The sequence below is a fragment of the Pseudomonas sp. L7 genome (genome assembly GCF_046605565.1).
In the GTDB taxonomy this organism is placed as follows: domain Bacteria; phylum Pseudomonadota; class Gammaproteobacteria; order Pseudomonadales; family Pseudomonadaceae; genus Aquipseudomonas; species Aquipseudomonas wayambapalatensis.
Map to the genome: position 1 here is coordinate 1760122 of NZ_CP176784.1, position 13428 is coordinate 1773549.

Annotated in this window: 13 protein-coding genes; 7 read left to right on the top strand and 6 right to left on the bottom strand. The window is 63.1% G+C overall.

Annotated features, from left to right (window positions below):
• Positions 1-17 precede the first annotated feature (17 nt).
• Positions 18-917, top strand: a complete 900-nt coding sequence (locus ACK3BK_RS08295) for a 1-aminocyclopropane-1-carboxylate deaminase/D-cysteine desulfhydrase (protein WP_411384455.1) — start codon at positions 18-20, stop codon at positions 915-917.
• On the opposite strand, the gene ACK3BK_RS08300 is transcribed toward ACK3BK_RS08295, so the two are convergent.
• Positions 908-1453: a cytochrome b gene (locus ACK3BK_RS08300; RefSeq protein ID WP_186666766.1), complete on the bottom strand. Its 546-nt coding sequence runs from the start codon at positions 1451-1453 to the stop codon at positions 908-910. The two genes, ACK3BK_RS08295 and ACK3BK_RS08300, sit on opposite strands and share 10 nt — an antisense overlap.
• A gap of 151 nt (positions 1454-1604) precedes the next feature.
• The gene (locus ACK3BK_RS08305) at positions 1605-2639 is read right to left on the bottom strand and encodes a DUF1853 family protein (protein WP_411384087.1); all 1035 of its coding nucleotides are present in this window, start codon (positions 2637-2639) and stop codon (positions 1605-1607) included.
• Between ACK3BK_RS08305 and ACK3BK_RS08310 the strand changes: the two genes are divergently transcribed.
• From ACK3BK_RS08310 to pepN, 6 genes are read left to right on the top strand one after another with little or no spacing between them, the layout of a single operon-like run.
• Positions 2638-3528 carry an NAD(+) kinase gene (locus ACK3BK_RS08310; protein WP_054893119.1) on the top strand — a complete coding sequence of 297 codons (891 nt, stop codon included), beginning with the start codon at positions 2638-2640 and terminating at the stop codon, positions 3526-3528. The genes ACK3BK_RS08305 and ACK3BK_RS08310 overlap by 2 nt on opposite strands.
• A complete protein-coding gene (locus ACK3BK_RS08315) occupies positions 3525-4499 on the top strand; it encodes a metallophosphoesterase (protein WP_411384456.1) in 975 nt (324 codons plus the stop codon). The genes ACK3BK_RS08310 and ACK3BK_RS08315 overlap by 4 nt, the downstream gene beginning before the upstream one ends.
• Positions 4496-5374 (top strand): rhomboid family intramembrane serine protease, encoded by an 879-nt coding sequence (locus ACK3BK_RS08320; protein ID WP_186707909.1) that lies wholly within the window; start codon positions 4496-4498, stop codon positions 5372-5374. The genes ACK3BK_RS08315 and ACK3BK_RS08320 overlap by 4 nt, the downstream gene beginning before the upstream one ends.
• A gap of 14 nt (positions 5375-5388) precedes the next feature.
• Positions 5389-5649 (top strand): YeaC family protein, encoded by a 261-nt coding sequence (locus ACK3BK_RS08325; protein ID WP_065861159.1) that lies wholly within the window; start codon positions 5389-5391, stop codon positions 5647-5649.
• Positions 5646-6476: a DUF2797 domain-containing protein gene (locus tag ACK3BK_RS08330; RefSeq protein WP_186666763.1), complete on the top strand. Its 831-nt coding sequence runs from the start codon at positions 5646-5648 to the stop codon at positions 6474-6476. Before ACK3BK_RS08325 ends, ACK3BK_RS08330 begins: the two co-directional genes overlap by 4 nt.
• Before the next feature lie 13 nt (positions 6477-6489).
• A complete protein-coding gene (pepN, locus tag ACK3BK_RS08335) occupies positions 6490-9150 on the top strand; it encodes an aminopeptidase N (RefSeq protein WP_411384088.1) in 2661 nt (886 codons plus the stop codon).
• A gap of 85 nt (positions 9151-9235) precedes the next feature.
• Here pepN and ACK3BK_RS08340 read toward each other — a convergent pair whose 3' ends face one another.
• From ACK3BK_RS08340 to ACK3BK_RS08355, 4 genes are all read right to left on the bottom strand, one after another.
• Positions 9236-9505: a PAAR domain-containing protein gene (locus tag ACK3BK_RS08340; protein WP_411384089.1), complete on the bottom strand. Its 270-nt coding sequence runs from the start codon at positions 9503-9505 to the stop codon at positions 9236-9238.
• 124 nt (positions 9506-9629) lie between these two features.
• Positions 9630-10559 (bottom strand): hypothetical protein, encoded by a 930-nt coding sequence (locus ACK3BK_RS08345; protein ID WP_411384090.1) that lies wholly within the window; start codon positions 10557-10559, stop codon positions 9630-9632.
• Positions 10560-10561: 2 nt separating this feature from the next.
• Positions 10562-12445, bottom strand: coding sequence for a hypothetical protein (locus tag ACK3BK_RS08350; RefSeq protein WP_411384091.1), 1884 nt, complete (start codon positions 12443-12445; stop codon positions 10562-10564).
• Positions 12438-13280, bottom strand: coding sequence for a hypothetical protein (locus ACK3BK_RS08355; protein ID WP_411384092.1), 843 nt, complete (start codon positions 13278-13280; stop codon positions 12438-12440). Before ACK3BK_RS08355 ends, ACK3BK_RS08350 begins: the two co-directional genes overlap by 8 nt.
• Positions 13281-13428 lie beyond the last annotated feature (148 nt).

Consider the following 13428-nt stretch of genomic DNA (forward strand, 5'->3'; position numbering starts at 1 on the left):
TTTTCGGGATGCTGCAGATGTTCGATGGATTTCCCGGCTCCACCGCCGCGCCCCTGCAAAGCCTGCACCTGCCCTGGCTGGTGCAGGCTGGCGTGGCGTGCGCAGTATTGCGCCTGGACCTGATCGACCCACTGGTTAGTGGCAACAAGTGGTTCAAGCTGCAGCACCACCTGAGTGCTGCCCAGAAGGCAGGTGCACCCGGCTTGATCAGCCTGGGCGGCAACCACTCCAATCATTTGCACGCCTTGGCCGCTGCGGGCAGGCGCTTCGGCTTCGCCACCGCCGGGTTGTTGCGTGGTCAGCGGCAAGACACCCCGACCGTCCGTGACCTGGAGGCGCTGGGCATGACCTTGCACTGGTTGGGCTACGGTGGTTACCGGGCGCGAAATGAGCAGGGCTTCTGGCAACCCTGGCAGGCGCGCTATCCAGGCTGGCATTGCATCCCCGAGGGAGGGGGCGGCGTGGAGGGCGCCTTGGGGTGTGGGCAGATCGTCGAGCAGGCGCGGGCGCAACTGGCGTCTATCGGTTGGGACGATTACCACGCCTGGTGGCTGGCGGTGGGCACCGGCACCACGCTGGCAGGCCTGGTGCTGGCCGAGCAGGGCGCGCATCCGGTGCATGGCGCCCTGGCGGTGCCGCGCGACCATGGTGTGGAGCAGGGCATTGCGCAGTTGGCGGGTACAGCTGGCTATTGCCTGCACGACGCCAGCCGCGCTGGATTCGCCCGGCGCGATGACGCGTTGCTGGCATTCATTGCAGACAGCGAGCGTTACAGCGGTCTGCCGCTCGAGGCGATCTACACGGGGAAGGCGCTGCTGGCCCTGCGTGAGCAGGTCGAGGCCGGGCGATTTTCGCCCGGCACCCGCCTGATCTTCGTTCATACCGGTGGCCTGCAGGGGCGGCGCGGTTACTTGTAGGGCAGCATGCGCAGCAGTGTGTTGTCCCGGCGTATGTAGTGGTGGTAAAGCCCGGCAATGGCATGCAGCCCGATCAGCCAGTAGCCCCAGGTGCCGATGCGTTCATGCCAGCCCTTGATGAACTTCGCTTGGTCCGGATCCTGGCCGATCAGTGCAGGCAGCTCCAGCCCAAAGAATGGTATCGGCTTGCCCGCAGCGCTGAGGATCAGCCAGCCGGCCAATGGCATGCCGATCATCAGCAGGTAAAGCAGCACGTGAACCAGATGGGAGAGGCCGGTCTGCCAGGCGGGTGGCTTGGGCACGATAGGCGGTGTCGGGCGTGTCAGGCGCATGGCCAGGCGTAGCCATACCAGCACGAACACTGTGAGCCCGAGCATGAAGTGCAGGCTCTTCATCAGGTCGCGCTCGGCACTGTCCTTGGGGAATAGCCCGCGTAGCTCGATGCAGGCATAGACGGCGGCGAGCAGCACCAGCATCAACCAGTGCAGGGTGATGGACAGGCGCGCATAGTGGGGCTCGGGAGTGGATGAAACCATGGTCGGTCCTCGTCATCAGGTTGGGTGGGCGCTCTTGCTGGCGCCTGGTGTGGACTTTAGCGCGTCGATTGGTAATTTTTCGTTGTTTCAGGTCGGTTGTTTCGATGATTTTTGGGCTCGGAACGGCATTTTCTCGAGCACTGGTTCTGGGTCATCCCGATAAGTTTGGCCAGCTGTCACGCACCAGAAACACTCGCTCCGCCTCTTGCCAGGCGCCTTCACCATCCTCCTCCAACCTCACCAGCAATTGTGCCGCGGCTCCTTCCTCCAGGCGCCACAGCCAGGCTGCAAAACCCGCCGCCCCCCAGCGATCCCCAGCCTCGACCCGTGCAGGTGCCAGCCAGGCATGGCGTTGCAGCGGTTGCCAGAGTGCCGTCGGGTGAGCGCTGGCATACTGCGCCCACTCGCGTCGATGCAGCCAGCGCCCGCGCAGGTGCGCAGGGTTGGCCCCGAAGGGGGATGTGGTTTGTCCCGGCCATGGATGAAAAAGATAGCCGCCCAGCCACAGGTGCGACTGCACATCGCCCACCTGCAGTTGATTCAGGGCTTCGCGGCTTTCGGCCCGAGCCGAGATCGGCAGTTGATGTGCGACCAGATGCGCCAGCTTGCTGCCCAGCCGGTCGTGGCAACCTGGACCCAGCCACTGCGCCGGGTCGCGGGCATCAGCCTGATCCGGCCCGAGGTAGAGCTTGATCGCCAGTTCCAGGTGATGGTCGCCCGTGCGATCGCGCAGCAGGATATCCAGCTCACCCAAGGTTTGCCGGCCCTGGCGGATTGCCAGGTTGGCGGCCAGCAGCTCGACGCCGGGTGCCTGCTGCAGGGCGAATTGCCAGAGGCTTTCGTAGTACAGCCCCAAGCGCCGGCTGGTGAGGCGCGCCAGCCACGCCTGCAAGGGCTGCGGATCGCGGTCGAGGGCGAGCAGCCAGTCGCGCAACTGCCCGGGATCGTCCGCCCAGCCGCTGGCCGCCAGCGGATGGCGTTGCGGGCAGGGCGGTTCGCTCAGCAGCGGCGACGACAGCAGCGTCCACGCCAGATCGCGCACGCCAGGGTGGCGTAGCTGGCGGGGCAGGGCATGGAGGTCGGTGAAGGGCGTCATCCTGCGAGCATAGCCGGTTTGCCGCTGGCCGGTCGTTTCGCCCATAATCCAGGCATTGTCACCCGCCGCAGAGCCTTGCAGGAGCCCCATGGAGCAATTTCGCAATATCGGTATCATCGGACGCCTCGGTAGCTCGCAGGTGCTCGACACCATTCGCCGACTGAAGAAGTTCCTGCTCGAGCGCCACCTGCACGTGATCCTCGAGGACACTATCGCCGAAGTGCTGCCCGGCCACGGCCTGCAGACCTCCACGCGCAAGCTGCTGGGCGAGGTCTGCGACCTGGTCATCGTCGTCGGTGGCGACGGCAGCCTGTTGGGCGCCGCCCGAGCGCTGGCCCGGCACAACATCCCGGTGCTGGGTATCAACCGCGGCAACCTGGGCTTTCTCACCGACATTCGCCCCGACGAGCTGGAAACCAAGGTCGCCGAGGTGCTCGACGGCCACTATCTGGTCGAGAACCGCTTCCTGCTGCAGGCCGAGGTTCGCCGCCACAACGAAGCCATTGGCCAGGGCGACGCGCTCAACGATGTGGTGCTGCACCCGGGCAAGTCGACGCGGATGATCGAGTTCGAGATCTACATCGACGGCCAGTTCGTCTGCAGCCAGAAGGCCGACGGCCTGATCGTCGCCACGCCCACGGGTTCCACCGCCTACGCGCTGTCGGCCGGCGGCCCGATCATGCACCCCAAGCTCGATGCCATCGTCATCGTGCCGATGTATCCGCACACCCTGTCTGGCCGGCCGATCGTGGTCGATGGCAACAGCGAGCTGAAGATCGTGGTCGCCAAGGACCTGCAGATCTACCCGCAGGTCTCCTGCGACGGGCAGAACCACTTCACCTGCGCTCCAGGCGACACCATCACGGTGAGCAAGAAGCCACAGAAGCTGCGCTTGATCCATCCGCTGGATCATAACTACTACGAAGTCTGCCGCACCAAGCTTGGCTGGGGCAGTCGTCTGGGGGGCAGGGACGACTGATGCTCGATCCGGCACGCAGTTTCGACATCATCGGCGACGTTCACGGTTGTGCGTTGACCCTCGAACGCCTGCTCGACACCCTTGGCTACACGCGCACGGGTGGTGTCTGGCGCCATGCGCGGCGCCAGGCACTGTTCCTCGGCGACATCGTCGATCGAGGCCCGCGCATCCGCGAGGCGCTGCACATCGTCCATGACATGGTCGAAGCCGGCCAGGCCCACTGCATCATGGGCAATCACGAGTACAACGCCCTGGGCTGGGTCACGCCGGCGCTTCCCGGCAGCGGCAAGGCCTTCGTGCGCGAGCACACGCCGCGTCATGCCCGCCTGATCGACGAGACCCTCACCCAATTCGCCCAGCATCCCGGCGACTGGCATGATTTCATCCAGTGGTTCTACACCCTGCCGCTGTTCGTCGACGCCGGGCGTTTCCGCCTGGTGCATGCCTGCTGGGACCACCAACTGATCGCACAACTGCGCGCCCAATACCCGAACGGCCGTATCGACGAGCACTTCGTGCAGGCCTCTGCGGTCTCGGGAAGCTTTGCCTCGACCGTGTGCAACCGCCTGCTGCGCGGCACCGACATGCGCCTGCCAGACGGCCTCACGCTGACCGGCGGCGACGGCCTGACCCGCGCCTTCTTCCGCACCAAATTCTGGGAGGAAGACCCGCAAACCTATGGCGACATCGTGTTCCAGCCCGATGCGCTGCCCGAGGAAGTGGCCCGCGCGCCGCTCAGCCACAGCCAGAAGAACGCGCTGCTGCGTTATTCGGAGGATGAACCACTGCTGTTCGTCGGTCATTACTGGCGCAGCGGCCACCCCGCGCCGATCCGCGCCAACCTGGCCTGCCTGGACTACAGCGCGGTGCTCTACGGCAAGCTGGCCGCCTACCGGCTGGACGAAGAAACCCGCATCGACCCGCACAAGTTCGTCTGGGTCGATGTCGACCGACCGCAGGCCAGCCAATGAACGTGATCGAAGTGATGCGTCTGCCGCTGGGTGTCGACCTCAGTGGCTTCGTCACCTTGTTGCGGCGCCTCGAGGTGCCGCACCGGGTGGTCGAGGAGGGCAGTGAGCAAGTGCTCTGGGTGCCGCCCGCCATGGCCGCGCAGGTGCTCGAGCTCTATCGCCGCTACCCTGACGGTAATGCCGATGCGGATTCGCTCGTGGGTGCGCAAACGCCCGCGAGCGAGCCGACCCGGCCGCCGCTGAAGGAGCAGTTGCGCGCCTGCAAGGTCACCGCTGCGATCCTGCTGCTGTGCATTGCCGTGGTCGGCTTGACCGGCCTTGGCGAAAACCTTTCGACCCTGAGCTGGTTCACCTTCCAGGACTACCAGGTACAGGGCGACTACCTCTACTTCGTGCCGCTGGCCCAAAGCCTGGGTGAGGGCCAGTGGTGGCGCCTGGTGTCGCCCATGCTGCTGCACTTCGGCGTCCTGCACCTGGCCATGAACGGGCTGTGGTACTGGGAGCTGGGGCGGCGCATCGAGTTGCGCCAAGGGCCTTGGGCGTTGCTGGCGCTGACCCTGGTGTTCAGCCTGGTGTCGAACCTGGCCCAGCATTTCATCGGCGGCCCAAACCTGTTCGGTGGCCTGTCCGGAGTGCTCTACGGCTTGCTCGGTTACCTCTGGCTCTACCAGTGGCTGGCGCCCAACCCCTTGTTCAGCCTGCCCCGCGGCGTGCTGGTGATGATGCTCATCTGGCTGGTGATCTGCCTGAGTGGCGTGGTCGGCCAGCTCGGCTTCGGCCAGATCGCCAATGCCGCCCATGTCGGCGGGTTGCTCATCGGATGCCTGACAGGCCTCTTGGGTGGACTGCTGGCCCGGCGTAAACTGTCGGCTTGATTTAGGAGACGCTCATGTCCACTTTCGCGCAAATGATCGAAAACATCACCCCCGAGATCTACCAGAGCCTGAAGACGGCGGTGGAACTCGGCAAATGGTCCGATGGCCGCAAGCTCACCGCCGAGCAGAAGGAGCTGTCGCTGCAGGCAGTGATCGCCTGGGAAATCCAGAACCTGCCCGAGGAAGAGCGCACCGGCTACATGGGGCCGCAGGAATGCGCCTCCAAATCCGCGCCGATCCCCAACATTCTGTTCAAGTCGGACTCGGTACATTGATTGAACTCGCTCGTGGCTCCTTGAGCAAGATGGCGGTGCGTCTCGAAGCACCGGTCGTGCAGTACAGCTTTCGCCTCGGTGAAGAGCAGGTGCCGGTCAACCCGTTGATCGGCCAGTCGCTGCGTCTGGAATACCTCGGTGCGATCCACTGCACCCATTGCGGCAAGCGCACCAAGACCAGTTTCAGCCAGGGCTACTGCTACCCCTGCATGACCAAACTGGCCCAGTGCGATGTGTGCATCATGGCCCCGGAACGTTGCCACTACGATGCCGGCACCTGCCGCGAGCCGTCGTGGGGCGAGCAGTTCTGCATGACCGACCATGTGGTGTACCTGGCCAACTCGTCGGGCATCAAGGTGGGAATCACCCGTGCCACGCAATTGCCCACCCGCTGGCTCGACCAGGGCGCCAGCCAGGCACTGCCGATCATGCGCGTGGCCACCCGCCAACAGTCGGGCCTGGTCGAAGACCTGTTGCGCAGCCAGGTACCGGATCGCACCAACTGGCGCACCCTGCTCAAGGGCGATGCCGAAGCGCTGGACCTGGTCGCGGTGCGCGAGCAGATCTTCGATGCCTGCGCCGAAGGCTTGCGCGAGCTGCAAGGCCGCTTCGGCCTGCAGGCGATCCAGCCACTGCCCGATGCCGAAGTGGTCGAGATGCGCTACCCGGTCCAGGCCTACCCGAAGAAGATCGTCAGCTTCAACCTGGACAAGGACCCGGTGGTGGAAGGCACGCTGCTGGGCATCAAGGGCCAGTACCTGATCTTCGACACCGGCGTGATCAATATTCGCAAGTACACGGCCTACCAGCTGGCCGTGCTCCAGTAAAAGGATCGTCACCATGCGTACCGAACAACCGCAAGTGATCTACCTCAAGGACTATCAGGCGCCCGAGTATCTGATCGACGAGACGCACCTGACCTTCGAGCTGTTCGAGGACCACACCCTGGTCCATGCGCAACTGGTCATGCGCCGCAACCCCGAGCGCGGTGCCGGCTTGCCGCCACTGGTGCTCGATGGCCAGCAACTGGCGCTGCAGCGCGCCGCGCTGGACGACCAGGAGCTGCAGGCCGATGACTACCAGCTCGATGACAGCAGCCTGACCCTCCACCCCAAATCTGAGCGCTTCACCCTCGACACCAGCGTGAAGATCCATCCGGAAAGCAACACCGCGCTGGAAGGCCTGTACAAGTCCGGCAAGATGTTCTGCACCCAGTGCGAAGCCGAAGGTTTCCGCAAGATCACCTACTACCTCGACCGCCCGGATGTGATGAGCACCTTCACCACCACGGTGATCGCCGAGCAGCACCGCTACCCGGTGTTGCTGTCCAACGGCAACCCGGTCGGCAGCGGCCCGGCAGAAGACGGCCGCCATTGGGCAACCTGGGAAGACCCGTTCAAGAAGCCGGCCTACCTGTTCGCGCTGGTGGCGGGCGATCTCTGGTGCGTCGAGGACAGCTTCACCCGCCAGTCGGGTCGCGATGTGACCCTGCGCATCTACGTCGAGCCCGAGAACATCGACAAGTGCGACCACGCGATGGTCAGCCTGAAGAAGTCCATGCGCTGGGACGAGGAGGTCTACGGCCGTGAGTACGACCTGGACATCTTCATGATCGTCGCGGTCAACGACTTCAACATGGGCGCCATGGAAAACAAGGGCCTGAACATCTTCAACTCCAGTTGCGTGCTGGCCCGCGCCGAAACCGCCACCGATGCTGCCCACCAGCGCGTCGAAGGGGTGGTCGCCCATGAGTACTTCCACAACTGGTCGGGCAACCGCGTGACCTGCCGCGACTGGTTCCAGCTGTCGCTCAAGGAAGGCTTCACGGTGTTCCGCGACGCCGAGTTCAGCGCCGACATGAACTCGCGCACGGTCAAGCGCATCGAGGACGTCGCCTACCTGCGCACCCACCAGTTCGCCGAAGACGCCGGCCCCATGGCCCATCCGGTGCGCCCGGACAGCTTCATCGAGATCTCCAACTTCTACACCCTGACCGTGTACGAAAAGGGCGCCGAAGTGGTTGGCATGGTCCGTACCCTGCTGGGCGCCGAGGGCTTCCGCAAGGGCAGCGACCTGTACTTCGAGCGTCACGATGGCCAGGCGGTGACTACCGACGACTTCATCAAGGCCATGGAAGACGCCAACGGCGTCGACCTGACCCAGTTCAAGCGCTGGTACAGCCAGGCCGGCACGCCGCGCCTCGAGGTCAGCGAAGCCTATGATGGCGCGGCGCAGACCTACAGCCTGACCTTCCGCCAGAGCTGCCCGCAGACGCCGGACAAGCTCGACAAACTGCCGTTCGTGATCCCGGTAGCATTGGGCCTGCTCGATGCCGAGGGCAATGACCTGCCGCTGCAACTGGCCGGTGAAGCGGCTGCCAACGCCGCGACCCAACGCGTACTTTCGGTGACCGAAGCCGAGCAGACCTTCACCTTCCAGGGCATCGTCGCCAAGCCGCTGCCGTCGTTGCTGCGTGGCTTCAGTGCACCGGTCAAGCTGAGCTTCCCCTATGACCGCGACCAGCTGATGTTCCTCATGCAGCACGACAGCGATGGCTTCAACCGCTGGGAAGCGGGCCAGCAGCTGGCCGTGCAGGTGCTGCAGGAGCTGATCGGCCAGCATCAGCGCGGCGAAGCGCTGAAACTCGACCCTCGGCTGATCACTGCCCTGGGTACGGTACTGGCCAACGAGTCGCTGGACCCGGCCATGGTCGCCGAAATGCTGTCGCTGCCAGGCGAGGCCTACCTCACCGAAATCAGCCAGGTGGCGGATGTCGACGCGATTCATGCGGCCCGCGAGTTCGCTCGCAAGCAGATCGCCGAGCAGCTGTTCGATGCGCTGTGGGCGCGCTACCAGGCCAACCGCGAAGTGTCGCGCAACACCGCTTATGTAGCCGCAGCCGAACACTTCGCCCGCCGCAGCCTGCAGAACATCGCGCTGTCGTACCTGATGCTCAGCGGCAAGGCGCAGGTGCTGGAGGCTACGCTGGAGCAGTTCGAGCACGCCGACAACATGACCGAGCGCCTGACCGCGCTGGCCGTGCTGGTCAATTCGCCGTTCGAAGCCGAGCGCGCCAAGGCGCTGGAGGCCTTCGCCGAGCACTTCAAGGACAACCCCCTGGTCATGGACCAGTGGTTCAGCGTGCAGGCGGCAAGCAGCCTGCCGGGCGGGCTGGCGCGGGTCAAGGCGCTGATGCAGCACCCGGCCTTCACCCTGAAGAACCCGAACAAGGTACGTGCGCTGGTCGGCGCCTTTGCCGGGCAGAACCTGGTCAACTTCCATGCCGCCGACGGCTCGGGTTATCGCTTCCTGGCGGACCTTGTGATCGAGCTCAACGCGCTCAATCCGCAGATCGCCTCGCGCCAACTGGCGCCGTTGACCCGCTGGCGCAAGTACGATGCCGCGCGTCAGGCACTGATGAAGGGCGAGCTCGAGCGGATCCTCGCCTCCGGGGCGCTGTCCAGTGATGTGTATGAGGTGGTGAGCAAGAGCCTGGCTTGATCACATGGACCTTATCGTCGACCAACCTGAGTCCAGTCGAGCAGGTAGGTCGGCGATGAGGCGGACACTCGCGCCAATGCTCCGTTCAGCGCTTGGCATATCCCGCCGAGCAACTGGACCTGACCTGGCAGCCACAGTCCAGCTTGGCTGGCTCGAACACCAAGGGTCTGCCGTTGGACTTGATGCTGTCCTCCCCGCCCGAAACAAGTGCGAACACCCCGTTGTGAAGTGGGCATTCTGCTCGATCCCCGAGTACACACTGCGCACGACCGTTGATCAGCATACCGCTGGCCTCGATCATCCTGCCTCCTCCTGCGTGGACGTCATCCATGCGAATGGCACCGCGTCTGCTCATGCTTCAGATCTCCTTTGGTTCTTGGAACCCTCTCCTCGGTGCAAGCGCCGCTGAACCGTTGGCCATGATGCTCGGATCCTCGACAGCACCGAGGGCGCTGCCACTGCTTCAGAGCAAGCATGTGTCAACGTATCGCGCCCGTTTCGCGCACAGCTTCATACAACCCCTCAGGAACGGCTTCAGGGTTGTAGCGGCAGGCAGCTTTCATGAATTGCTCCAACAGTTCGTCGTGCTCCAACGGTGTGTTTGGCGGCAAGGTCAGCATGGCGTAGGGGCTTTTCATCAACGGGTGATCGATGGAGGGAGTCTCCAGGCCGAGCGAGCGGCGCAGGTTTTTGATGGCGAGGATTTCGGCAGGGTAGACGGCCTCGAAGGGTGAGCCGAACTCGAAATTGCCGGAGTCGACTTCGCGTGAGTTCAGGGCAATGCGTTCGACGTGGGTATCGCAGGCGTCGAGCAGGATTGGGAGGAGCTTTTCGGGATCGGGTTCGCGCCAGTGTGCGACCAGTTGGCCCCAGGCGGGGTCGCGGGGGAGGGCGTGTTTGTCGAGGTCCAGAGGTTTACCGAGCCAATCACCGATGATGGTGAGGCCAAAGGCGGCATAGCGTAGAGTGGTGCCTATTGGGAGATTGTGGCCGTCGCGAATGCCGTACCTGTTTTCCAGCCCTGTAATAACAGCTTGGTGGAAGGGCACGATCATGTCCAACTGTCCAATAGCAAGGGTGTAGAACATCTGCTGGGTCATACCATCCAGATCGTTTATTGCATTTCTCGCAGTACCTTTTAAGCTGCTAATTAGAATTGAGTTCGAAACTAGTTGTTTGGCAAGCCCTGTGCTTAATTGAAGTGTTGCAGTATATGTATTGTTTTTCGGCTCTAATTGTAAAGCTTTTCCAAGATCGTTCATGCCAATCGTGTAGAGCTCGCTGCAGGCGATTGCTACATTTCCGCTGCCCTCAAAGTACGAATTGAGTATGTGGTATCTTGTTGGGATGTCATCTTTCGCCCAGTCGAAAATTTGGCTAAGCGCTTTTCTTAGTCTGGTTTTTATCATTTCTAGTTCCAGTGATTGATTTGAATGCCAGTACTATTCCCCGTCAATCTGCTAGGGTTTCCTGCGGAATCAAAAAAAACTTGAGCGTGGAGATATGATATTTTTCCAGTTAGAAGTCTATCGTTTACTGAGCTTAACTTTTCTGAAAACATTGGATCCGAACTTGATAACTTTCCAATGTTCCATCCTTGTTTTTTCGTTAAGATCAATTGTCGAATACGCTCCAGATCATGCTCGCCCCCACTTGCTTGAGTCTTCAAAAACCCAGGCGTCCTACTCTTCCCCAGCGTCGTCTTCACCTCGATCACCAACAACGTCCCTTCCTCGAACCTCAACTCTTCCACCGGTGCCGTCCCTTTGATCCCATCGATGTGATGGCGCATGGCCCCGGTAGTGGGATTCCTCACGGTCATCGACGGCGGTGGCGGCACGTATACCAGCATGTCGATGCCTTGATCGCTCCTGTTCTTCAGCCCGAACTGGCTGGCCTTGCCGGGCTGGGTGCTGAGCCCGAGTATGTTCTCGGGCTTGACCTTCCAGTGACTGACCAACGCCGCTGCCAGGGCTTCTTCGCCGGCATCGGCGACCACGCGGGTCAGGCTGCCGCCCATGCGCACCGGCCCGACGCTGTGCTGGATCAACGCCACCAGGCGGTCGCGCAGGGTGGTGGCCATGTACTGGTAGTCGGCCTTGCCGCCGGTGACGTCCAGGCCTACCAGGCTGGCGTTGCGCTCCACTGAATGGAGCTCGCTCGCGCGCACTGGCAGGCCGCCGTCAACCACGCGTCGGTCGATACGGGTTTCCAGTACGTTGATTTCGCCCGCCGTGCGCCTGCCCAGCCGTCGGACCGCGTCTTCGCTCAAGGCGGTGTCGTCCAGGCGCACAGTGGTCACGCTGCCGGGGCGGACCTTGTGCATGAGCCAACGGGCGCCACCGTAGGCCGCGGGCAGCAACAGCGCGAGATTGATGGCCATGAAAACCTGCTTGCCGCGGGCTTCGGCGGTGTCAGGGTTGGCCAGGCGGGCCAGGTCGGTGAAGAATCGCTCGCCGATGCTCAAGCCCTCGCCGGTGATCATGCGGCTGCTGCCATCGACGATGGCATCGGCGGCCAGCGCGGCTTCGATGGCGGCGAAGGCATAACGGCCCACGGTCACACCACCGGTGATGCCACGTACTACCGGTATCATCGCCAACACGCCGAGGGCGGCTTCGCCAGCGCCTGCCACGCTTGCCCAAAAGCGCGCGCTGGCCTTGGCCTCGATGAAATGCCGTGCCAATTGCTCGCACGCGTCGGCGATGGGATACAGACCGGTGGGGCTATGCCAGGTATACGGCGGGCTGATCCGACGCTCGCCGTTGTCGTCGAGGTATTCCTCGCGCGCAGCTTCAGCCCAGCTGGCGTGGGTGAATGTGGCGAAATAGAGCTTGCCGGCCAGGAACAGGAAGTTGCGCTGCAGTTCGAAGCCGAGCCCGTCATGGGTACGGACACCCATGTGGTCGAGCACCGGCGGCGCCAGGTCGTTGTCCCGGATCTGCTCATCGACGCACAGCAGTTCGAATTTTTCGCGGCTGACGAACGCATGGAACTCGGCGAGCCAGGCATCGCCCAGGGTCGTGCCGGCGTGTTCCAGCACTTGTTGCAGAAACGTATCGCGGTAGTTGCGGGCGTGGTCGCGGATCCACGGGTTGTTGCGGAACCAGCCTGGGCCTACGCCATCGCCGGAGGGGATGCCCAGCAGCGAGTCGCAACCGTCCATGCCATCGAGCGAAAACAGTGCGCCGGGGAGCGAGCAGGGAATGCAGACACTGGCTGGAGCGGGCAGGGCGCCGTTGCGCACATCCTGGCGCAACCGTTCCAGGCCAGAGTTCGGGAGGGGTTCAGGCATGCGAGAAGTTGTCCTTGAGTGCTTGCTGGTGAGCGATCAGTTCCCGGGCCAACTGCCGGCCTCTTTCGCGCGGGCATTGCAGTTCATCCAGCGGCTTGACCCATGAACTGAACAAAGGGTTATGGTGGAAATAGCGGCCGAACGTGATCGCTAGCGCGATGTGCAACAACACGTGATGGCGTGAGAGGGGGGCAAGCTTTCGCAGGTCGTCGGATGGCTGCGGAATCCGTATGCCGTAATGCTGGTAGCCCAGTAGTTGGTTGCCGCTGAGTTCCTGGGGCGAGGGGCGGGCCAGCGCGTACCTGGCGTAGGCATCTGCCTCGTACAGGCGATAACTGGCCTGCTGCGTTTCGCATGCGATACCACGCAGCGTCATCAGTTGCTCGAGGGCGTACCAGAGGTGGTTGGGATCTTCGCTTTGCGCTGGGGCCTCGAGCATGGACAGGGTGATGTCATGCATGCGCGATAGCTGCTTCTCCAACTGCTGGCGATGGTTGATCGTGTGCTCGGTCAACAGGGCCAGCCGCTCCTGCTGGCGCATGCCGGGGGCTTGATCGACGTGTGCTAGCAGCTCGCAGGCCGGGTCTTTCCACCACCCCAGCCCCAGGAGGAAGTGAGGCAGGACCAGGATGCTGTAGTCACCAGGGTGGTAGGCCTCGGTATGCTCGAGTAGCTCGGTTACGCAGGCGACCAGCAGCGGCACGCGTTCGGGACGGGTATGCAGTGTGGCCAGCGAAGGCCCGAGCGTTGCCAGCAGGCTTCGAGAAAGGCGGCGGTTGTTGGCATGCAGCATGGCTTTGCGTACAGCCTCGAGTTCCAGAGGCGGCAGCTTCATGGTGTGTCCTTCGCTCGAGGAAACCGCCAGGCCAGACAGCCCATCTGCTCGCACGTGTCCGCTGCTTGCTCGAACAATGGTTGTGCAGTCATTGCCAGCTCGGTTTTCGGGTCATGGAAATAAAGCGTGCGCAGACGCACATGATGGA